Raw genomic sequence first — 22,656 nt, 5'->3', positions numbered from 1 at the left:
ATGCCGTTAGAAAGTGCCACCGTTGAAACGTGTTACGGACCGGTTAGTGCCGCGGTGATGGCGCGCGCCAGTAAGATTCGTTTGCTGATTTGTGATGTTGATGGCGTGATGTCAGATGGCGTCATTTACATGGGAAATAACGGTGAAGAGCTGAAGGCTTTCAATGTCCGCGACGGTTACGGCATTCGCTGCCTGCTGACCTCCGATGTAGAAGTGGCTATTATAACCGGCCGCAACGCTCGACTGATGGAAGATCGCTGCAAAACCCTCGGCATACGTCATCTTTATCAGGGCCAGTCGGATAAGCTTTTGGCCTATCGTGAACTTCTGGATAAACTGTCTCTTTCTGATGAACAGGTTGCCTACATCGGTGACGATCTCATCGACTGGCCGGTTATGGCCAAAGTAGGTCTGAGTGTTGCTGTTGCAGATGCGCATCCTGTTTTACTGCCACGCGCCAATTACGTGACGCGTATCGCCGGTGGACGCGGTGCGGTACGTGAATTATGCGATCTGATCTTAATGGCGCAAGATAAATTTGAGGATGCCAAAGGGCAATCGGTATGAGTAAAAGCAGGCGTTGGATAACGCTGATTCTGACTTTGATTGCACTGGTTCTTATCGGCTGGAATCTGACTAATCAGGACGACACTAGCGCGCCCGTTGCTAACGATCAGGCGCCAACTTACACCAGCGCAGACTCCAATACGGTGGTGTATAACCCGCAAGGTGCCCTGACGTACAAGCTGGTTTCAGACAAGGTGACCTACTTTTCAGTCGATGAGTTGAGCTGGTTCGATAATCCAGTGATGACCACTTACGATGAAAACAAAGTGCCAACCTGGTCGGTACGCGCAGATAAAGCAAAGCTGACCAAAGATCGTATGCTTTATCTGTATGGACATGTTGAGCTCACTACGCTGACGCAGGATTCTCAGCTTCAGCGTATCAAAACTGACAACGCTCAAGTGAACCTTGTCAGTCAGGACGTGACGTCTGACGACCAAGTAACGCTCTATGGCCGCAGCTTTAACTCTACCGGCATGAAAATGCGCGGTAATTTACGGACAAAAAACGCCGAGTTAATCGAAAAGGTCAAAACTTCTTATGAAATTCAAAATGAACAAAAACAGCCTTAAGTATTTACTGGCCAGCGTGCTGCTTGCGACCAGTGTTCCAGCGCTGGCCTTGACCGGTGACTCGGATAAACCCGTGAATATCGATTCGCAGAACCAGGCGCTGGATCTGCAAGGCAACGTGGCCACCTTTACCGGCAATGTTATCGTGACGCAAGGCTCGATCAAAATCACTGCGGACAAAGTGGTGGTTACGCGTCCTGGCGGCGACAGCAAGAAAACCATTGTTGATGCTTACGGTAACCCCGCCACTTTCTACCAAATGCAGGACAGCGGCAAACCGGTTCAGGGCCATGCCTCAAAATTGCATTACGAACTGGCCAACGATTTTGTTGAGTTGACTGGCAATGCGTACATCGAACAGCAAGACAGCAACATCAAAGGCGATCGCATAACGTATCTGGTTAAAGAACAAAAAATGCAGGCGTACAGTCAGGGTCAAAGTAAACGAGTGACCACCGTGCTGGTGCCATCGCAGTTGCAAGATAAGCAAGGTTCGTCCAACAGCGGAAAAAAGAGTAACTGATAGCTATGGCCACATTAATCGCAGAAAACCTGGCGAAGGCATATAAAGGCCGTCGCGTGGTAGAAGACGTTAGTCTGCAAGTGAAGTCCGGCGAGATTGTCGGCCTGCTGGGCCCCAATGGTGCGGGCAAGACCACGACTTTTTATATGGTCGTGGGCATTGTGCCGCGCGATGCGGGCCGCATTATCATTGATGATGAAGATATCAGTATCCTGCCGCTGCATGCGCGCGCGCGTCGTGGCATCGGGTATCTTCCTCAGGAAGCGTCCATTTTTCGCCGCCTGAGCGTGTTCGACAATCTCATGGCGGTGTTACAGATCCGTGATGATCTGACTGAAGAGCAACGTCAGGATCGTGCTAACGAGCTGATGGAAGAGTTCCACATCGAACACCTGCGTGACAGCATGGGACAGGCATTGTCTGGGGGTGAACGTCGTCGCGTCGAAATTGCGCGTGCCCTGGCCGCAAATCCAAAATTTATTCTGTTAGATGAACCGTTTGCCGGTGTTGACCCCATCTCAGTTATCGACATCAAAAAGATCATTGAACACTTGCGTGATAGCGGCCTTGGCGTGCTAATCACCGACCACAACGTTCGTGAAACGCTGGCGGTATGTGAACGCGCCTATATCGTGAGCCAAGGTCACTTGATTGCCCACGGCACGCCTACAGAAATTCTTGCAGATGAGCAAGTTAAGCGGGTTTATTTGGGCGAAGAGTTCAGACTCTGATAAGGTGTCGCTAACACTGACGTTTGCTGAGGAAAATCAATCCTGTCTATGAAGCAAGGTTTACAACTCAGGCTCAGCCAACAGCTGGCGATGACACCACAGCTGCAACAGGCCATTCGTCTGCTGCAGCTTTCAACGCTTGAACTTCAGCAAGAGCTACAACTCGCGCTGGAAAGTAATCCGCTGCTTGAACAAACCGATCTGCACGACGAAGTTGATTCCCGCGAATATCAAGAAGCCGAAGCGCTGGATACACGTGAAGCGTTAGAGCAGAAAGATATGCCGGAAGAGCTGCCGCTTGATGCAACCTGGGACGAGATTTATACCGCAGGCACGCCTTCAGGCACCGGAACCGATTATCAAGATGATGAATTGCCTATTTATCAAGGCGAAACAACACAATCATTGCAAGATTATTTGATGTGGCAGGTGGGATTAACACCTTTTACCGATAACGATCGCGCGATTGCGACCTCCATTGTCGATGCCATCGATGATACCGGGTATCTTACCGTTTCGCTTGAAGAGATCCTCGACAGCATCGGCAATGAAGAGCTTGAGCTTGATGAGGTTGAGGCCGTATTAAAACGTATCCAACGTTTTGATCCCATCGGCGTTGGCGCTCGTGACTTGCGTGATTGCTTACTGGTGCAGCTTTCACAATATGCTCCTGATACGCTGATGCTGGCAGAGGCGCGACTGATCGTTAGCAACCACCTCGACTTATTGGCTAATCACGATTTCCGCAGTCTGATGCGCGTAACGCGTTTAAAAGAAGATGTGTTGAAAGAGGCCATGCAGCTGATCCAATCACTGGATCCGCGTCCTGGCCAATCGGTGAATACCGGCGAACCTGAGTATGTGATTCCCGACGTGCTGGTACGTAAAGTCGGCACACGCTGGACAGTGGATCTCAACGCTGACAGCGTGCCACGTTTAAAGATCAACCAGCAATATGCTGCGATGGGGGGTTCATCGCGCAACGACAGCGATAATCAATTTATTCGTAGTAATTTGCAGGAAGCAAAGTGGCTCATTAAAAGCCTGGAAAGCCGCAACGATACGTTGCTAAAAGTGACTCGTTGTATTGTTGAACAACAACACGCTTTTTTTGAACAAGGCGAAGAGTTTATGCGTCCAATGGTATTGGCAGATATTGCGCAAGCCGTTGAAATGCATGAATCGACAATTTCCCGCGTTACCACGCAAAAATATTTACATAGCCCGCGTGGCATCTTTGAATTGAAGTATTTTTTCTCCAGTCACGTGAATACCGAAGGTGGCGGCGAAGCATCGTCTACTGCGATTCGTGCATTGGTCAAAAAATTAATTTCGGCGGAAAATCCTGCCAAGCCCTTGAGCGACAGTAAGCTCACCTCCATGTTATCTGAACAAGGGATCATGGTGGCGCGTCGAACCGTCGCTAAGTACCGCGAGTCTTTATCCATCCCGCCATCGAACCAGCGTAAACAGCTGGTTTGACAGAAATGAGAAGGAAGACCTATGCAGCTGAACCTCACTGGGCAACATGTCGAAATCACCGAACCTCTGCGTGAATTCGTTAACGGTAAGTTTGCCAAACTGGAACACTACTTTGATCGTATCAATCAGGTTTATATTATTCTGAAAGTCGAGAAGGTCAATCAAATTGCCGAGGCGACTTTACACGTCAGCGGTGGCGAACTGCACGCCACGTCGGAAGCGGAAGATATGTATGCGGCTATTGACGGTTTGATTGATAAACTCACCCGTCAACTGACCAAACACAAAGACAAACTGAAAAAACACTAACCTTCACGCTGGTTAAGCGCTTAACGCGCTAGAGCGCACAGGATGGGGCGGATTAACCGCCCCGTTTTGTCATCTAAGCCAGCGCCATCTGACGTCAACATAGCGGTTATATGCGAACGTGAGTGGCTAAGTGAACTCGCAAGTGAAACGATGATGAACAACGATCTGACACTGGAATTGAGCTCCGTACTTTCGCTGGACTGCACCCGCAGTAGCGTACATTGCCAGAGCAAAAAACGGGCGCTGGAAATTATCAGCGAACTGGCCGCCAAGCAGCTCAACCTGCCGCACCAAACGCTTTTCGAAGCAATTCTTACCCGTGAGCGCATGGGAAGCACCGGTATTGGCAATGGAATTGCAATTCCTCACGGCAAGCTGGATGAAGATACATTGCGCGCTGTAGGCGTGTTCATTAGTCTTGAACAGCCCATCGCCTTTGACGCGGTGGATAATCAGCCGGTCGATCTGTTGTTTGCCCTTCTGGTTCCCGCAGATCAATGCAAAACGCACTTGCATACTCTTTCACTGGTGGCGAAAAGACTGGCAGATAAAACCGTCTGTCGTCGCCTGCGAGCGGCGCAAAGTAATGAAGAGCTCTACGCGATTATTACAGAAGGCCAGTCAGAACAGTAAAGCGTCTTTACCGGCCCGGTGCCGGTTTTAAAACGGGAGAGAAGGTCATGGTGCTGATGATCGTTAGCGGTCGGTCAGGCTCAGGAAAATCAGTGGCGTTGCGCGCACTGGAAGACATGGGGTTTTACTGCGTCGATAATCTGCCGGTAGTCTTGCTGCCGGAGTTAGCAAACTCGTTGGCAGAACGCAACATCTCCGCTGCTGTCAGCATTGATGTGCGTAACATGCCAGAATCGCCGGAAATCTTCGAAACCGCTCTGAATAATCTGCCTGATACGTTTTCACCGCAGCTGCTGTTTCTCGACGCTGATCGTAATACGTTGATTCGCCGCTACAGCGATACGCGTCGTTTGCACCCTCTTTCCAGCAAAAACTTGTCGCTGGAAAGTGCCATTGACGAAGAGAGCGATCTGCTGGAGCCGCTACGCTCGCGTGCCGATTTAATTATCGATACGTCAGAAATGTCCGTGCATGAACTGGCTGAAATGCTGCGTACCCGTCTGCTGGGCAAGCGCGAACGCGAACTGACCATGGTATTTGAGTCGTTTGGCTTCAAGCATGGTATTCCGATAGATGCTGATTATGTCTTTGATGTTCGGTTCTTACCGAACCCGCATTGGGATCCCAAATTACGCCCGATGACCGGTCTTGACCGTCCGGTAGCGGCTTTTTTAGATCGCCACACTGAAGTGCACAACTTTATCTATCAGACGCGTAGCTATCTTGAATTGTGGCTACCGATGCTGGAAACCAACAACCGCAGTTACCTAACCGTAGCCATCGGTTGTACCGGGGGAAAACACCGTTCAGTTTATATTGCTGAACAGCTAGCAGATTATTTCCGCTCCCGCGGTAAAAATGTACAGTCTCGTCATCGTACGTTGGAAAAACGCAAATCATGACCGTCAAACAAACTGTAGAAATCAAAAATAAGCTGGGCATGCATGCGCGCCCGGCAATGAAGCTGTTTGAGTTGGTACAAAGTTTTGACGCAGAAGTACTATTACGCAATGAAGCGGGTACTGAGGCCGAAGCCAGTAGCGTTATTGCGTTACTGATGCTGGACTCTGCCAAAGGCGGCCATATCGAAATTGAAGCCAGCGGCCCGGAAGAAATTCAGGCGCTGGCTGCTGTCATTGAGCTGTTTGAAGCGGGTTTTGACGAAGACTGATCAATCCAGCTTATTGCGTTGCAGGAATCCCTCGCCGCCCAGCTGGCGCATTTGGCGCATGATCCATTGCTGGCGTTGCCGGATATAACCTGAAGGCGCATCGGCACGAAAACGAATAGGATTAGGCAACACAGCAGCCAGCAGCGCGGCTTCCGACATACTGAGGCGGCTGGCGGGTTTATGAAAGAAACGCTGCGATGCCGCTTCAATGCCAAAGACTCCGTCCCCAAACTCAGCAATATTCAGGTAAACCGTCAGAATGCGGCGTTTGGTCCACACGGTTTCAATTCCCACGGTCAAACCGGCTTCCAGACCTTTACGCACCCAACTGCGTCCATCCCACAGAAACAGATTTTTGGCCGTTTGCTGTGACAGTGTAGATGCACCGCGCATTTTTTCATTGCTGTTATCCAACACAGACTCTATAGCTGCTACATCAAATCCCCAGTGCACCGGAAATTTTTGATCTTCTGATGCAATCACGGCTAATGCCATCCATGGTGAGATTTCGTCGTGCCCTACCCAATCCGAATGCGCCACATAATCGAACCGGCCATTTATCCAGGCGACCAGTTGTCGCTCAACCATCACGGCGGAAAAAGGAACCGGCAAAAATGTAAAAAGCACAATACCTGCTACCCAAATCCCTAACCATGCCAACAGCATGCGGACAACAATGCGCTTAATACGTTGTCCGAGGCTTCCTTTATACTTACTCATGCAATCTTCTCTTACTTGTTTTAAGCATTAATCAATTGCTGTAGAAATCACAGGCTTAAAATGGATTTATCAGGCAATAAAGACAAACGATACGGGTTATTTTACAGACAGGTTACGCAGTAAAATTGCAAATCAGCGTTAACAGATCCAGTTACTTCAAGCACTTCCAGCAAAAAGGAATCGGTTCCATTACCCTGCTTCAGTTAGACTTTTTTCAAAAAAACACTTAACAATTTGTGATATACGCCATCATAAATGTTTCACTACACTTAACTATCGCAAAATGATTAGTTCGTTACTCTTCATTGATTGATCGATAAATTCTAAAGAATGTGCAAATTCCGATCTTTAATCCTTTTACTTTAAACAAAAAAAATTAAAGTTTTCACCTAACGTTAGACGGAAATCAATTGGTAGAACCTTTAACTGGAAATTTCTCTTTAAGGTTTCCAAAACGTTTTGGATAACCCACGTCCGATGGAACATTTAGCTTTATTTTTTATAAAGTTAACTAAGAAAATATCCCAATTTGCTGTGTGAGCGTTAAATTGCCGTTTGGCTTTATCTTTTAAGCTTCTCAAGTGACGCAAAAGCGTGCAAAAAACCCCACATCTGGTTAAAAATAAAGCAATGCATCGCAGAAATTAATTCCTTACTTGACTGTGTTGCCAAATTAATGTTTTCTGTATTTAAACGCTGCTCAACATCACACATTTTAATGAATCTTGTCACAAGTTAAGATGAATTTGCTAAGGTGATGACAGTGTTAACCAATACCACGCTGTTGCGCTCAAATACTCTAAGCATAGCAGCAGCGCCTTTTTCCCTGGTGTTGGCGCAGTATTCGCGCACCCCGGCCTCGGCTGGGGTCATTTTTTTCTAGCGATCTGCTTTTCTTTCTCAGCTACCCATTCGCGTAGCACCTGTACATCATGACGCCATTCATGTTTCAGCTCTTCAATCCACTCAGCCACGTTATCCCACCATGCAGGAAGCTCAGGGCTTTGAATCTGCTTCGCCAGCATCTGTAAATGCTGTAAACCCACCGAACCCGCCGCACCTTTAATTTTATGCCCTTCTTCAGCAATACCTTTCTGGTCGCGCGCCATCAAATTGGACTCTAAAATATCTACATATCCCGGCATCATTTTTTCGAACATGTCGAGGCTTTGCGTGATCAAGCTGGGGCCAACCAGCTCGATATATTGCTCAAGCATCGGCACATCAAGCAGCGTAAGCGTTGTCTCTTGCGCGGATTCGGTTTCTTCTTCATCAGTCTCGGCTTGATAATCCCAGAACTTTTTGATGATTGCCGTTAACGCGGGTACGGCCAACGGTTTGCTCAGCACATCATCCATACCGGCATCGAAATATTCTTTCTTGTCTTTGAGCACATTGGCGGTGAGCGCGACCAGCGGCGGCAGGTCGCTGTTTTGATAACGCTGATGAATGGCGCGTGAAACGTCCAGGCCAGTCATGTCAGGTAGTTGGATATCCAGCAGGACTAAATCAAATTCCAGTGGATCAAACATGGCCAGCGCCTCGCCGCCCGTCATGGCTACTTCAACGCTACAGCCTAATTTCTCAAGGACCGAACGCGCGACAATCACGTTGAGCTCAATATCCTCAACCAGCAATACGTGTAACGCAGGCAGCGGCATGTTGTCATCAACGCCATCATCTTCCACCTCTTCAGCGACACGCGGCGCTTTGATCTTCACGGTAAAGCAAGAACCTTGGCCTGGTGCGCTGCTAACGGTGATATCCCCGCCCATTGCCTGTGCCAGCCGACGTGAAACGGCCAGACCAATACCGGTACCGGTTGCAGGTTTACCGCCATGCTGATCTTTCACCTGATAATACATCGCAAAAATCTTGTCCTGCTCTTCCTGGCGAATACCTAAGCCAGAATCCTGAACCTCGAAGCGCAACGTTTCATCCTGCTCGTAAGCAACGCGCACGACAATTTCACCTTGTTGGGTAAACTTCACGGCATTACCAATAAGGTTCCAAAGAATTTGGCGCAGACGCGTGCCATCAGTGGCGATTTTATGCGGTAAAGGCAACTGCGGCGCCATGACAAACTTCAGCCCCTTTGGCTGAGCCAGCAAGCCAGAAAGATTTTCTAAATCGGCAAGGAAACTGGTGAAGTCGATCGGCTGATTATCAAGTTGCACTTTGCGCCGCTCAATTTTGTCGACTTCAATAACATCGTTGAAGATATTGCCGAGCGTGATGGCGGAAACATGGATGGTTTTGAGGTATTTGAGCTGTTCTTGATTGAGATCGGTATCCAGCAAAATGCGGCTGAGACCGACAATGCCATTAAGCGGCGTACGCAGCTCGTGGCTGATCGTAGAGATAAAGGTCGTCTTCTCCCGGCTGGCGTTCTCTAAAGCGTCCTGGTAGCGCTTACGCTCCGTTATATCGCGTCCAAAACCCATTAGCCCACTACGCTTACCTACGCGGTCATAATAAGGCACTTTTCGAATTTCAAAACAGGCCTTGCGACCATCAGGATATTGCAGCCATTGTTCGTAAGTCAGAGAAACATTATGACGGAAGACCTTCTCATCGGTTTCCAGCACTTTTGTCGCCGCATCGTCATCATAAATATCGCGTGGCGTCAGACCAATCAGCTGCTTCTCGCTTTTTCCGGTTAACAATTCCATTGCCCGATTACAGCCAGAAAATTGCTTATCAATATTGCGGTAAAAAACCAAATCGGGAGAGGCATCCAGGAAAGAACGCAGGAAGGAGGATTGTTGCTCAAGCTCAATTTGTGCCTGCTCACGTCGCGCCACTTCTTCACGCAGCTTATCCATGACCTGCTCGCGCGCCAGTTCAGCTTTTTTACGGTCAGCGATCTCTTGATTCAACTGTGAAATGGTCTCTTTCATCTGCTGATTGAGTTCAAGATCGCGGGTACGCATCTCTTCCAGTTTATCAACCAGCCGTGCCAGTCGCTGCCGGGATTCTTCCAGTTGATCGACCACCACCGATAAGAAATAGACCGCCCAAGGTGTAATGAGCAGGCCAAAAAATACCGATCGCACCATGTCGATACTTTCGACATGCCCACGCAGCACCATCGTGACTGCCATTTGGACAATCATCGCCAATACCACCAGCGCTGAGGCCAAAAGCAGCGAAAAGCGTATCAAGCCAAGCTTAACCATCAAATCAACGTAATATTGCGCCAGCAGGCGAATTTGTTTCATAAAGACTCCCTGAAAGAGAAACAGGCACATGATAGCGTAATTACGCTTCTGGCGGCGTCATGCATCAGCGGGTTAAAGACGTGATTGCTCTATTTTGGTGCATCAGCCGCATCAATCGCCGACGTTTATGACATTAAGCTTAAAACCCTTGACTAATTGTGCTAACTGAATAATCTGTAGGGCCGCCTGAACGATGGCGACCGATTAGCATTCCCCTTTTTCAATATCCTGGCAGCGTTCTGTTGCACAGGCTTACTTATCTATTTGCATACTCATTCATCTTAAGCACTGTTTTAAGCATATTCGGCTTAATTAATTTTACTTATAACATCGCCATATTTCATTCAAATATACCCATATAAGAAAAACAGATACATCCTGTGCATGAAATGGCCGTAACAGCATTTCATGCTGTTAAAGACCCTATCACCAGCATGGTGCAGAGATTTGATCGCTGCACCACAGTGAGACAGTTCACATTTATGGGCCATTAACGTACCGGCTAACAGCGATAAATTTAGCTGTTTAATACTTTAAAATCATGTAGTTAATGACAAAAAGACTCAAATAACCCTGACAAGTATCGTTATTTGACCTGTTTCCGCTTTCCCGATAAGTTGGAAATCCGCTGAAAGCTTTCCTGACGGGCCAGTGTCTCGGCATATCTATGCAATCAGAAGACTCCCGCGTGGTGTAAGTCATCTCCTTTAAGAGACCGGAAATCTAAGAGCAGCTCAATCAAGGACGTTTTAAACCTGTCTGGAGTGAACTGCTCGGAGCAATAATGCCCGCTCGACAGCGTGTGGCAATGAAAATGAAACTGCGCTCATTGGCGCTTAGTGTTTGAAATAATGCAGGTAATGTCTAAAGCAGTTTAAGGAGACCCTCAATGTCCAATAAAAAACCTAATCCCTATGGCTTGTATGACCCAGCAGCAGGGAGTGATAGCTGTGGTGTAGGTTTCATTACGCGTAAGGACGGCGAGCAGACCCATGAGATCCTGCAGATGGCGCACAGCGCCCTTTGTACTGTACCTCACCGCGGGGGCATGTCGGCTGAAGGCGTCGGTGACGGTGCTGGGGTAAACGTTGACCTTTCATTGCACTTCTTCCGTAAGATTACGGGCCAGGCGCTGGAAGCGGGCCGTTTTGGCGTCGGTAATTTCTTTGTGCCAAAAGATGCCGAGCTGCGTGCAAATGCTGAACGTCTGGTAGAAGAAGCGTTGAACAGCTTTGGCCTGTCTATCATCATGAAACGTGACATGCCGCTAGACAGCAGCGTGACGCGTCCGGCCGCTGTGCAATTCCAGTTACCGATTATGCAGTGGATTTTCACTGCACCGCAGGATGTCGTCGATCAAAACGACTTTGAACAACGCATCTATCGCGCCCTGCTGGCTATCGAAGCGCGTGCCTTTACTGAAAGCGAATTTGGTGGGCTTTATCCCCTTTCGCTCTCATCACGGACGCAGGTATTCAAGGCGCGTCTGAACTCAAACGAAGTGATTCCTTACTTCAAAGACCTGACCGATCCCGATCATCAGGTACGTGGATTATTCTTCCATACCCGTTTCTCTACCAATACCGATCCGCATACCACCATGGCGCAGCCGTTCCGCCTGATGGCGCATAACGGCGAGTTAAACACCGACCGTAAAAACCGCATTGCGGAGTCGGCTCTGGCGCTGGCGCGGGGTAAGAAGATTGTGCGTCCAAAAGGCCAATCTGACAGCTCGCGTCTCGACCAAAGTATTCACAGCCGCTTGATGGAAGACAGCCTCGATCTGATCACCGCCGTTGTTTCCATGATGCCGCCAGCCTGGGAAAACGACACCTCCTTATCCAATGAGGTGCGTGACATGCTGGAGTACTTCTCGCTGTATGAAGAGAAGAACGATGGCCCGGCTGCGTTGATTTTTGGTAATGGTGAAGTCATCGGTGCACGCCTCGACCGTCTTGGCCTGCGTCCACTGCGTTCTGTTGAAACAGTAGATTATATTGGCGCGATGTCCGAAGCGGGCCAAATTGCTTTCCCACCGGAAAGTGTTCTGCGTCGCGGCCGTATCGAAGCAGGCGGTATGCTCTATTTCGATCATCGCGAAAAACGCAGCTACACCACGCATCAGGCGCTGGAAAAACTGGCAGCTGAAAAAGATTATTCTGCCCTGCTGGCTACAGCCCGTGTCGATCTGCAAGATCTGCCGGTGATCCCAGCAGAGCAGCAAGGCTCGCCGCTGCGCTATCGTGGCGACCTGAAAGCCTATCAACGCTTCGTGGCGTACTATTACAACCAAGAAAGCTTCAAATTCATGATGGATCCCATGCTGGCAACCGGCGCAGAGAAAATCTCCGCGATGGGTTACGGCAACGCCATTAACGGCTTATCCGATCATGAAGGTGGGATGGCGCACTACTTCTCTCAACGTTTTGCGCAGGTTACTAACCCGCCGCTGGACTCGATCCGTGAAGTAGATGGCATGACGCTGCGCGTAGCGCTGGGTGCGAAACCGCATCTGGGCCGCAGCAAAGGCCGTCAAATCATCGTGCCAACGCCGATTCTTAGCCATCTCGATATGCTGCAGTTGCGTGAGCAAGACGTTGCACCTTACGCACGCTTTGAGATGCTGTACGAGCCAGTCGTTGGCAAAGATCTGCTGAGCCGCACAGCAAATGCCAATGCGCTAGAAAAAGCCATTGACGATTTGGCGCAACAGGTCGTTGATTTTGCCCGCACCCAAGGCGGCATCGCGGTGCTTACCGATCGCCACATTTCTTCAACTCAAGCTGCGATTCCAATGCTGCTGCTGGTTTCTGCTATCAATCAGCGTCTGGTGCAGGAAGGTTTGCGTCTTGATGTTTCGCTGGTGGTTGAAAGTGGCCAGAGCATCTCTTCACACCATATCGCGGCAGCCTTGGGCTTTGGTGCCTCCGCTATTTATCCGCTTGGCGTGCAGATGCGTGCCGAAGAGAAATATGGCGAAGGTGAAGAAGGCAATAAAGCGTTCAAACGCTATGCCAAAGCGGCTGAAAAAGCGCTGATGAAAACCATGGGTAAAGTTGGCCTGTGCACCGTAGAAAGTTACAGCTGCGGTGAGTTCTTTGAGCCGAACTTCCTTAATACTGACGATCCAGTACTGAAAAAATATTTTCCAAATATCCGCACCCCGGTCGGTGGCGCAGGTTTTGCCACTATCGCGCAGATGGCGGTTGACTGGCATCAGAGCGCCCTGAAAATTCAGGGCGAGTCCGAAGTGCCGTTGCTTGGCCTGTTTAAAGAGCGTGCTGAAGGTGCCGGTCACTCTTATGGCACCATCGCTGTTCGCACCTTTATCGACATGACTGAAGAGCCTATTCGCTTTGCCGACAAAGCGCGTGAAGAAGATAACTTCATCCGTTTGATGACGCTGGCCAAGCTGGATAACGCATTTGGAATCAAAGCGGAATCCTTTAAGGACAGCAGCTTTGAGCGTATCCCAAATGAAGTGATCAACAACTTCGCCATCACTTCAGATTATCGTCAGTTCTCTAGTCTGATGTATGAAGAACGTAAGCGTCGTCCAGCTGCACTGCGCGATATTCTGGCCTTTCCGGCGGATTTGACGCACATCGACAGTGAAGCAGAATTCCGTCGTAAGCTGGGACGTTACTCGTTGACCAACAACGGTTTTGCTATACGTGGTTTGGTCTGTGAAGCCGTTGACGGCAGCCTTAACCACTTTACGCTGCGTTTAACGGATGCGATCAACGGCCTGAAGCCGGAAAGCGAACGCCTCGCAGCGCTATCACGTGCGTTGAAATCACGCTTCAATGATGAAATTGAAAGCACCGAAGTGGTGAGCAATGGCTTGAATGTCACCGCTTATGGCAAGGCCGCAGATTATCTGTCACGGATTTTCACCACGCTGCCTTCACTGCCACTGAACGAAATCCAGCCAGCCTGTGAAATCACCCGCACCTTTGCTTCCGGTGCGATGAGCCACGGCGCGCTGGTCGCTCCGGCCCATGAAGCGGTTGCACACGGCACCAATATGGTTGGCGGCATGAGCAACTGCGGTGAAGGTGGTGAACACTATTCACGTCATGGCACCATCCGTGCATCACGTATCAAACAGCTGGCCTCGGGCCGTTTCGGCGTATGGGCGGCTTATTTAGCTGACCCGATGCTGGAAGAGCTGGAGATCAAAATTGGCCAAGGTGCGAAGCCAGGCGAAGGGGGTCAGTTACCTGCGCCTAAAGTCACCGTGGAAATCGCAGCAGCCCGTGGCGGTACGCCGGGTGTCGAGCTGGTTTCACCGCCACCTCACCACGACACCTATTCTATCGAGGATTTAGCGCAGCTGATCCACGACTGTAAAGCCGCTCGCGTTCGCGTCATCGTTAAACTGGTTTCATCGGAAGGCATCGGTACGATTGCGGTTGGCGTAGCGAAAGCAGGCGCAGACGTTATCAACGTTGCAGGGAATACTGGCGGCACCGGCGCAGCTTCCGTTACTAGTTTGAAATACACTGGACGCGTGGCGGAAATCGGCATCGCGGAAGTACATCAGGCGCTTTGTGCTAACGGCCTGCGTGAGAAAGTCTTGCTGCGTTGCTCTGGCGCACAGCAGACCGGCAGCGATGTCGTGAAATCGGCGCTGCTGGGTGGCGACAGCTTTGAATTTGGTACCACCGCACTGATGATGTTGAAATGTGTGATGGCGAAAAACTGTAACGTTAAGTGCCCGGCAGGTTTAACCACTAATGCCGAAGCCTTTGATGGCGATCCCCGTCAGCTGGCACAGTATTTCATGAACGTTGCGCATGAGGTGCGTGAAATCCTGGCGCGCATGGGCCTGCATTCGTTGCGTGAAGCACGTGGACGCTCTGATCTGCTGCACTTAATGGATCACCCACTGGAAGTCGGTAAACTCGATTTCCGCGCCATGTTAACCGTGGTGCCCGAGCTGAAAATCGATCGTCCCGTGTATCTGGAAAAAGATTTCGAACTGGATGATGCCTGGATTGAGCAGCTGAACACTGAACTGGTCACGCAAGGCAAGAATGACATTTCGTTGGGCAATAACATCACGTTGAACAACCGCAACAAGAGTGTCGGCGGCCAGCTAGCGATTGATATTGAACGCAAGCTCAATCATCAACTGACGGCTGAGCAATTGAGCGCAATGCCAGCGGTGTTGCAGGATGATCGTGGTCGTCGCTATCTGGCACCTGAAACGGTGAAGATCAGCACTTCTGGCTCTGCGGGCCAATCTTTCGGTGCCTTCTGCAATGACGGTATGCAAATAAAGCATTACGGCACCTGTAATGATGGTGTTGGTAAAGGTCAATGTGGTGGCGAGCTGGTGGTAATGTCTCCGGGCGGCGGCGCACAAGACAGCGATGGCAACGTGCTGATCGGTAACTTTGCGCTGTTTGGCGCAACGGGTGGACGCCTGTTTGTTCAAGGTCAGGCGGGTGACCGTTTTGCCGTACGTAATTCAGGCGCAACCGCAGTAGTTGAAGGTGTGGGTGACTTCTGTTGCGAATACATGACTAATGGCGCAATCCTGAACCTGGGTACATTTGGTACAGGCTTCGGCAATGGCATGAGCGGCGGTTTTGCTTACCAGTATGACCCGTATGGATCACTCGCCAGCCATGCCGCAGGTGACTCAGTACTGTTCGGTTCTATCGCCGATCAGGACGAGATGGCGCAAACGCACAAGCAAGCGGTGCTGACGATGCTGAACTGGCATTTGGAAGCGACCCACTCACCACGCGCTGCCTGGCTGTTAGAGAATTGGGAAACAGAGTGTCACCACTTTGTTTACGTGATGCCGCGCTCACTGCTGCTGTATCAAGATGGTGGCGAAATCCTGAAGGCGAAATCACGTAAAGATTTGCTGGAAGAGTTATCAACTGCGCTGGCTGGACATCAGGTTGCTAAGTTCAAATCAGCCTGGCGTGAAGGCAAAACTATCGCTAATGGCGCGGTGCCGGCTTATGGCGCAACCGATACGCTGGAGATGTTCGTACTGCTGAACAACTACACCGTGTTGAGCTTTGCACAACAGCTGGCGCTGGGTAAATTACCTAAAGGCACTTCTGTGGAAGATCCTGCGGTAGAGAAAGCGGTACGTAACCTGTTGATGACTGAAGACTTCTCGTTGATCAGCAAACTTCAACGCCACGCACGTGCGGCGATTGAGAGCTACACCGACGATGAGCTGGCTAGCCTGATCGGCACTAAACGTATGACGGATTACAAGGCTGCGCTGACGCAACGCAACATTCGCTCAATGGACAGCCTGGCAACCTATGGCTGGATCATGTATCAGGACGCCTGCAACCGTGAGGTGTTAGGTCATCTGCCTGATTTCGAAGAGCTGTTCGCACGCGCTGCTTTGCCAGAAATTGCTGCTGCTGTCGGGAAACTGTCCTAACAGCAACACTGACGAAAACGAATATGAACATTAATAATTGCCTTAAATAGTTTGTGTTACAGGCAGTTGGCTAACGACGAACCCCCAGCAACAGTAATCATGTTGTAACTGGGGAAACGACGCAGCCCACACCTCTGCAACACAAAATAGGATGGGTAAGAACGGGATTGAGTAAAAGTATCCATGAAAATTCCTTACATTCCTGAAGATGCGCCATTTAATGGCGACCAGAAGTATTGGCTGGCGGGCTTTCTCGCCGGTCTCCACTCCCGTCTGTTAGTGTTAGAAGATAAACAGCAGGTCGCAGCGGGTACTGGTGCAGCCGCGACAACTCAGCTGCATGTTCTGTACGGTTCCCAAACCGGTAATGCAGAAGCGCTGGCACAAACTGCAGCTAAATCTGCACGCGCTAAAGGTTTGGTGCCGGTGGTTCAGGCATTGGGTGAAGTCGATCTCGATGTGTTCGCGACAATGCGTCACGTGCTGATTGTTACCTCCACTTATGGTGAAGGTGAGATGCCAGATAACGCACAGCTGTTTTGGAATGCAATTTCTGCCAGCACCGCGCCGCGTCTGGAGCAGATGCATTTTGCCGTGTTGGCCATTGGCGATACTGGCTACGATGGTTTCTGCCAGGCCGGTAAATTTATTGATATGCGTCTTGAGCAGCTGGGTGCGAAGCGTGTCTATGATCGTATTGATTGTGACATCGACTACGAAGAGCCCTCTAACGCGTGGTTAAACAGCTCAATGCCGCAGTTTGCGTCAAGTGCTGGCAGCAGCGGTACCGTGCTGGATAGCGCACCAGAAGCACCGGTCATTCCAGGTAGCAATAAATCCAACCCGTATGCCGCCGCGCTGGTTACCAATAAGCGTCTGTCAGGCGAACAATCCGCTAAGGACATCCGTCACTTCGAGTTTGATTTGACCGACAGCGGCCTGAAATATGAAGCGGGCGATGCGCTGGGTGTGATTCCTGTAAACGAACCTTCACTGGTTAGCCTGCTGTTAACGCAGTTAAATGCGGATTACCAAACGCCTGTTTCCGGCTTCGACAGAAGCTTGGGCGATCTGCTGACTTATCAATTTGAGATTTCAGAACCGTCGCGCAAACTCATTGAGTGGGTAGGACAAAATACCACTAACCAAGAACTGCGCCACGTACTGCAACATGATGACAAAGATGCGCTGGGCGTTTGGTTGTGGGGCAAGGACACGTTAGATCTGCTGCAACTTGAACTGACACGTTCGCTGTCAGTATCAGAATTTGTTGCCTTGCTGCGCCCTTTACAGCATCGCGCCTATTCCATCTCCTCCAGCTCCAAAGCGCATCCGAATCAGGTGCACTTAACGATAGCTTCTGTGCGTTATCACAGCGGTGGACGTAATCGCAGCGGTGTTTGCTCAACCTACCTAGCCGAACGCGTCCGTCGTGGTGAAAAGCCAGCTATCTTCATTTCGCCTAACAAAGCGTTTCGCGTACCGTCGAATACTAATGCGCCGCTGATCATGGTGGGTCCAGGTACCGGTATCGCGCCGTTCCGTGCTTTCCTGCAGGAACGTCAGGTTGCCGGTGCGCAGGGTAAAAACTGGTTATTCTTCGGCGATCAGCATCAGGAACATGACTTTATTTATCGTGAAGAGCTGACGGCATGGCAGGAAAGCGGCTTACTGACTCGTCTTGATCTGGCGTTTTCACGCGATCAAGACAAAAAAGTCTATGTGCAAAGCCGTATGTTAGAGCAAGGTGCAGAGTTATACGCCTGGCTGCAGGAAGGTGCCTACTTCTACGTATGTGGCGATGCTTCGCGCATGGCCAAAGATGTGGACAGTGCGCTGTATGAAATTGTTCGTCAATATGGCGGACTTTCCAGCGAGCGTGCCGCTGATTACATCGATCAGTTGAAGAAAGAGAAGCGCTATCTGCGTGACGTTTATTAATCGTCACCGCGATGACTAGCGAATAAAAAATCCGGGTAACGTGCGCGTTCCCGGATTTTTTTTGCCGTTATTATCTTTAGCGCAAAAAAAAGCCCATCAGCGAGTGACAGGCATTTATCATATTGCTTTGCTTACTTCACTACACGCAGTGAAGGTCTACCACCACGCGGCGGCGGCTCATCATCAGGCGGCGTTTCATTATCGTTGGCATCATCAGGACGATCACCATCAATCACTGACATCACAGTCTCTTCCTGCGCTTCTGACTCTTCCGGTGCGGAATGTTCGTAAGCGGGTTCAGGTTCGAACATGGTGCCTGCGCCGTTTTCACGGGCATAAATTGCCAGAATTGCCACCATTGGCACGTTTACCTGACGTGGAACGCCACCAAAACGTGCATTAAATGACACCTGATCATTGGCCAGATCCAAGTTACCGACTGCACGCGGCGCGATGTTCAAGACAATCTGTCCATCGCGCGCATACTCTAACGGAACCTGCACACCGGGCAAATTGATGTCGACCACCAAATGCGGCGTTAACTGGTTATCGAGCAACCAATCATAGAAAGCACGTAACAGATAGGGACGACGTGCAGTGAGTTGCGACATTTCCATAAATTAGCCCCGGACTTGCAGGCGCATTTCACGTTCGGCTTCAGTCAATGAAGCAAGGAAAGAGTCACGCTCAAATACGCGATTCATGTAGCCTTTCAGATCTTTAGAACCTGAACCAATCAGATCGATACCCATTGAAGGTAAACGCCACAGCAAAGGAGCCAGGTAGCAATCAACCAGGCTGAACTCCTCGCTCATGAAGAACGGCGTACGACCAAACAACGGTGCAATGGCCAGCAACTCTTCACGCAACTGCTTACGTGCTGCTTCAGCTTCCTGACCGCTGCTGTTCTCAACCTTTCTCATCAGGCTGTACCAGTCCTGCTCGATGCGATGCATCATCAGGCGGCTTTCACCACGCGCAACCGGATAAACCGGCATCAACGGTGGATGTGGAAAACGCTCATCAAGATATTCCATGATGATACGTGATTCATAAAGCGTCAGTTCACGATCTACCAGCGTCGGCACGGTGCGATACGGGTTGAGGTCAATCAGATCCTGCGGCAGGTTATCCATTTCGACCTGCTCGATCTCTACGCTGACACCCTTCTCCGCCAGGACAATACGTACCTGATGGCTGAAAATGTCAGTAGGACCAGAAAACAGCGTCATTACCGAACGTTTGTTGGCAGCGACAGCCATGAAAACCTCCAAGTTTGTTCACAAAAAGTTACTGCGAATAGCCAACCACTCGGCGACTCACCTGCTTATAGATCTCGCACGCAGCCCGCGTTAGCAGCGTCGACTGACGTCCCGACCGAGGGGAAAGCGCATAACGCGCCGGCTCAGCGGGCGCAAAGTGACACAGAGTTTACCAGATTTTAGGCAGCTTGTGGGCGAGGAATGAATTTTTGAGGGTATTTTGCGAGCAGCGTGGGCGTTTTAGACACTATTTGATGAAAAAAGCCCAAAAATAAAAAACCCGCCGAAGCGGGTTTTTTGAGCCAATTGACGTTGCCGAAGCAACAAACAATTAACGCTTGGAGAACTGTGGACGACGGCGTGCTTTACGCAGACCGACTTTCTTACGTTCAACCTGACGCGCATCACGGGTAACAAAGCCCGCTTTACGCAGTTCAGCACGCAGAGAATCGTCGTATTCCATCAGAGCGCGGGTGATACCATGACGGATCGCACCTGCCTGACCAGAAATACCACCACCTTTAACAGTGATGTACAGATCGAATTTACCAACCATATCAACCAGCTCCAGCGGCTGACGCACAACCATGCGTGCAGTTTCGCGGCCGAAGTATTGCTCCAAAGAGCGTTGGTTAATTACGATGTTACCGCTACCCGGCTTGATGAAGACGCGTGCGGATGAGCTTTTGCGGCGACCAGTGCCGTAGTTTTGAGTTTCAGCCATTGCCTTTAATCCCGATTAAATGTCAAGAACTTGCGGTTGCTGTGCCGCATGGTTGTGCTCGTTGCCTGCGTAAACTTTCAGTTTACGGTACATAGCACGACCCAACGGGCCCTTCGGCAGCATGCCTTTAACCGCGATCTCAATCACACGCTCAGGACGGCGAGCAATCATCTCTTCAAAGGTCGCCTGTTTGATACCACCGATGTGACCAGTGTGGTGATAGTAGATCTTGTCAGAACGCTTGTTGCCGGTTACAGCAACTTTTTCTGCGTTCAGAACAATGATGTAATCACCGGTATCAACGTGCGGAGTGTATTCCGCTTTATGCTTACCACGTAGACGGCTGGCCAGTTCAGTCGCCAGGCGACCCAAAGTTTTGCCAGTTGCGTCAACAACATACCAGTCACGTTGGACGGTTTCTGGTTTAGCTGTAAAAGTTTTCATCGAAAAGCTTACCCAAATTAAGTTACACGTTGGTGAAATCCCAAACGCTTAAGTAAACGATTGAGGCTCACACGACCATTTTGACCAGCAAGCCACCCCTTCGGATAGAGTTACTGGAACACAGAGGATTTGGGAAAAAAATCCTTTGCTGTAACGTGGGGTCGCAAGATTATAGAGAAGTCGATTACAAAAATCGAACCCTATTTCACCATTTCCCCACTTTATTGCTCAAGGCAGATGCTTAAGGCGAAGATATTCCTCGCTCTGCATTTCCTGCAATCGCGACAGGCAACGCTGATACTCAAACTTCAGACGTGAACCTTGGTAGATTTCAAACAGCGAGGCTTCTGCCGCAACCACTAATTTGACATGGCGCTCATAAAATTCATCGACCAGCGCCAGAAAGCGGCGCGCCTGATCTTCGGTTTTATAGATCATCACCGGCACATCATACAGCAACACACTGTGAAAACGGCGCGACAACTCAATGTAGTCATGTTGGCTACGCCCTTCGCCACATAGCGTCAGGAAATCGATAGCTAATACGCCTTCGCTAACGCCCAACGTTGCCATACTGCGATGGTTGATTTCCAGGACCGGCGCCGCTTCCCGTTTGCTGCCCGACAACGCCAGAAACATCTGTTCCATCTCTTTGTGGGTTTGGTCATTCAAGGGGAACTTCCACAAATGCGCAGACGTTAAGGTGCGCAAGCGATAATCGATACCCGCATCCACATTCATCACGTCGCAATGCTTTTTGATCTGCTCAATAGCGGGCAGGAAACGGGCACGTTGCAGGCCATTACGATACAGATTGTCAGGCGGGATGTTAGAGGTGGCAACCAATGCAATGCCGCGCTCAAACAGCGCTTCCATCAACGTACCCAGCAGCATGGCATCGGTAATATCGGAAACAAAAAACTCGTCGAAGCAGAGGATATCGGTTTCAGCTTTGAAACGATCGGCGATGATAAGTAACGGATCGCTCTGGCCTTGCAGGGCCGTTAATTCTTCATGTACCCGCAACATAAATCGGTGGAAGTGCAAACGCAGTTTGCGATCGCCAGGAATAGACTGAAAAAACAAATCCATGACCCAGGTTTTACCGCGCCCCACGCCGCCCCACATATACAGACCTCGTACCGGCGGTTGCACTTCACTTTTCTCTTTACCTATCAGTTTTGACAGGCGGCCAAATAGGCCCTGAGCAGATGGCGCAGCGCTATTCTTACGTGCTATTAATCCTTGCTGGAGCACGTCTAATCGGGTGATAGCGTCGCGTTGGACATCATCGGGCTTAAACTCGCCTTGCGATAACGCTTGCTCATAGCGTGCAAGCGGAGATGAAGTTTGCATTGTTCTCTCACAGTCCCTGAAATTTGTCTTATTCACACAGCAGTTGTCGAAAAAAAGGCCACTCTACACTAAGCGATGCCGCTCCAGAGTTCCACATCCATAAGATTAACGGGTATAGTGACTATTATGGAAAGGTGCAATGCCCTACGGAACAACGGAAATTACACGGGAGTCATTATGACCTGGGAATACGGGCTAATTGGTTTAGTGGTAGGCATTATTGTCGGCGCGGTTGCAATGCGTTTTGGCAACAAAAAATTGCGTGAGCAACGCAGCATGCAGTACGAACTGGAAAAGACCAAAGCGGAGCTTTCGGACTACCGCGAAGAGCTAACCAACCACTTCGCTCAAAGCGCGGAGTTACTGGATAATATGGCGCGCGATTACCGCCAGCTGTATCAACACATGGCAAAAGGCTCCAATGACCTGCTGCCAAATCTGCCAGGCGAGAAAAACCCTTTTGCTTATCAGCTGACTGAAGCGGAAGCCGATAATGATCAAGCGCCTGTTCAGATGCCGCGTGATTATTCGGAAGGTGCTTCCGGCCTGTTGCGTGGCGAACGAGCAGCACGCGATTAA

Annotated in this window: 19 protein-coding genes; 12 read left to right on the top strand and 7 right to left on the bottom strand. The window is 50.1% G+C overall.

Translation table 11 applies throughout. The annotated features are described in order from the left end of the window. The 9 genes from kdsC to npr all read left to right on the top strand — a co-directional run bounded on the left by kdsC (nucleotide 1) and on the right by npr (nucleotide 5,988). Nucleotides 1-567, top strand: a complete 567-nt coding sequence (gene kdsC / locus ACF2G4_RS16460; RefSeq protein ID WP_215847819.1) for a 3-deoxy-manno-octulosonate-8-phosphatase KdsC — start codon at nucleotides 1-3, stop codon at nucleotides 565-567. Beyond that, nucleotides 564-1,139, top strand: a complete 576-nt coding sequence (lptC, locus tag ACF2G4_RS16455; protein ID WP_215847820.1) for an LPS export ABC transporter periplasmic protein LptC — start codon at nucleotides 564-566, stop codon at nucleotides 1,137-1,139. The genes kdsC and lptC overlap by 4 nt, the downstream gene beginning before the upstream one ends. Beyond that, nucleotides 1,108-1,662 (top strand): lipopolysaccharide ABC transporter substrate-binding protein LptA, encoded by a 555-nt coding sequence (lptA, locus tag ACF2G4_RS16450; protein WP_243078732.1) that lies wholly within the window; start codon nucleotides 1,108-1,110, stop codon nucleotides 1,660-1,662. Before lptC ends, lptA begins: the two co-directional genes overlap by 32 nt. 5 nt (nucleotides 1,663-1,667) lie before the next feature. Continuing rightward, entirely contained in the window at nucleotides 1,668-2,393 is a 726-nt protein-coding gene (gene lptB / locus ACF2G4_RS16445; protein WP_243078733.1) for an LPS export ABC transporter ATP-binding protein, read from the top strand. A gap of 48 nt (nucleotides 2,394-2,441) precedes the next feature. Continuing rightward, nucleotides 2,442-3,875: an RNA polymerase factor sigma-54 gene (gene rpoN, locus ACF2G4_RS16440; RefSeq protein WP_332626634.1), complete on the top strand. Its 1,434-nt coding sequence runs from the start codon at nucleotides 2,442-2,444 to the stop codon at nucleotides 3,873-3,875. A 21-nt stretch (nucleotides 3,876-3,896) separates the two neighbouring features. After that, complete coding sequence (gene hpf / locus ACF2G4_RS16435; RefSeq protein WP_215847822.1) at nucleotides 3,897-4,184, top strand: ribosome hibernation promoting factor; 288 nt, start codon at nucleotides 3,897-3,899, stop codon at nucleotides 4,182-4,184. Between the two features lie 153 nt (nucleotides 4,185-4,337). Beyond that, on the top strand, nucleotides 4,338-4,817 hold the full coding sequence (gene ptsN / locus ACF2G4_RS16430) for a PTS IIA-like nitrogen regulatory protein PtsN (protein ID WP_215848351.1): 480 nt from the start codon (nucleotides 4,338-4,340) through the stop codon (nucleotides 4,815-4,817). Between the two features lie 47 nt (nucleotides 4,818-4,864). Further along, nucleotides 4,865-5,719, top strand: coding sequence for an RNase adapter RapZ (gene rapZ / locus ACF2G4_RS16425; RefSeq protein WP_010251920.1), 855 nt, complete (start codon nucleotides 4,865-4,867; stop codon nucleotides 5,717-5,719). Then, a complete protein-coding gene (gene npr / locus ACF2G4_RS16420; RefSeq protein WP_215847823.1) occupies nucleotides 5,716-5,988 on the top strand; it encodes a PTS phosphocarrier protein NPr in 273 nt (90 codons plus the stop codon). The genes rapZ and npr overlap by 4 nt, the downstream gene beginning before the upstream one ends. Here the strand turns inward: npr and mtgA are convergent, their stop codons facing one another. Both mtgA and arcB read right to left on the bottom strand, forming a co-directional pair. After that, nucleotides 5,989-6,708 carry a monofunctional biosynthetic peptidoglycan transglycosylase gene (mtgA, locus tag ACF2G4_RS16415; protein WP_409075161.1) on the bottom strand — a complete coding sequence of 240 codons (720 nt, stop codon included), beginning with the start codon at nucleotides 6,706-6,708 and terminating at the stop codon, nucleotides 5,989-5,991. 869 nt (nucleotides 6,709-7,577) lie between these two features. Next, the gene (gene arcB, locus ACF2G4_RS16410; protein WP_409075160.1) at nucleotides 7,578-9,929 is read right to left on the bottom strand and encodes an aerobic respiration two-component sensor histidine kinase ArcB; all 2,352 of its coding nucleotides are present in this window, start codon (nucleotides 9,927-9,929) and stop codon (nucleotides 7,578-7,580) included. Between the two features lie 889 nt (nucleotides 9,930-10,818). Between arcB and ACF2G4_RS16405 the strand changes: the two genes are divergently transcribed. Together ACF2G4_RS16405 and ACF2G4_RS16400 are read left to right on the top strand one after the other, a co-directional pair. Then, entirely contained in the window at nucleotides 10,819-16,350 is a 5,532-nt protein-coding gene (locus ACF2G4_RS16405; protein ID WP_409075159.1) for a glutamate synthase-related protein, read from the top strand. A gap of 183 nt (nucleotides 16,351-16,533) precedes the next feature. After that, nucleotides 16,534-18,291 carry a sulfite reductase subunit alpha gene (locus ACF2G4_RS16400; RefSeq protein WP_243078739.1) on the top strand — a complete coding sequence of 586 codons (1,758 nt, stop codon included), beginning with the start codon at nucleotides 16,534-16,536 and terminating at the stop codon, nucleotides 18,289-18,291. A gap of 131 nt (nucleotides 18,292-18,422) precedes the next feature. On the opposite strand, the gene sspB is transcribed toward ACF2G4_RS16400, so the two are convergent. The 5 genes from sspB to zapE all read right to left on the bottom strand — a co-directional run bounded on the left by sspB (nucleotide 18,423) and on the right by zapE (nucleotide 22,077). Then, a complete protein-coding gene (sspB, locus tag ACF2G4_RS16395; RefSeq protein WP_215847827.1) occupies nucleotides 18,423-18,908 on the bottom strand; it encodes a ClpXP protease specificity-enhancing factor in 486 nt (161 codons plus the stop codon). Between the two features lie 3 nt (nucleotides 18,909-18,911). Next, nucleotides 18,912-19,553: a stringent starvation protein SspA gene (gene sspA, locus ACF2G4_RS16390; RefSeq protein WP_215847828.1), complete on the bottom strand. Its 642-nt coding sequence runs from the start codon at nucleotides 19,551-19,553 to the stop codon at nucleotides 18,912-18,914. A 331-nt stretch (nucleotides 19,554-19,884) separates the two neighbouring features. Beyond that, nucleotides 19,885-20,277 carry a 30S ribosomal protein S9 gene (gene rpsI, locus ACF2G4_RS16385; protein ID WP_215847829.1) on the bottom strand — a complete coding sequence of 131 codons (393 nt, stop codon included), beginning with the start codon at nucleotides 20,275-20,277 and terminating at the stop codon, nucleotides 19,885-19,887. Between the two features lie 15 nt (nucleotides 20,278-20,292). Further along, nucleotides 20,293-20,721 carry a 50S ribosomal protein L13 gene (gene rplM, locus ACF2G4_RS16380; protein WP_067427471.1) on the bottom strand — a complete coding sequence of 143 codons (429 nt, stop codon included), beginning with the start codon at nucleotides 20,719-20,721 and terminating at the stop codon, nucleotides 20,293-20,295. Between the two features lie 228 nt (nucleotides 20,722-20,949). Further along, the gene (zapE, locus tag ACF2G4_RS16375) at nucleotides 20,950-22,077 is read right to left on the bottom strand and encodes a cell division protein ZapE (RefSeq protein WP_243078741.1); all 1,128 of its coding nucleotides are present in this window, start codon (nucleotides 22,075-22,077) and stop codon (nucleotides 20,950-20,952) included. Nucleotides 22,078-22,254: 177 nt separating this feature from the next. Here zapE and zapG point away from each other — a divergent pair, with 177 nt between their 5' ends. After that, a complete protein-coding gene (gene zapG, locus ACF2G4_RS16370; protein ID WP_215847830.1) occupies nucleotides 22,255-22,656 on the top strand; it encodes a Z-ring associated protein ZapG in 402 nt (133 codons plus the stop codon).

Origin of the sequence: Pantoea phytostimulans (genome assembly GCF_046118715.1) — a bacterium.
Classification (GTDB): Bacteria; Pseudomonadota; Gammaproteobacteria; order Enterobacterales; family Enterobacteriaceae; genus Pantoea; species Pantoea phytostimulans.
This window is presented reverse-complemented; position numbering and strand designations above follow the sequence as displayed.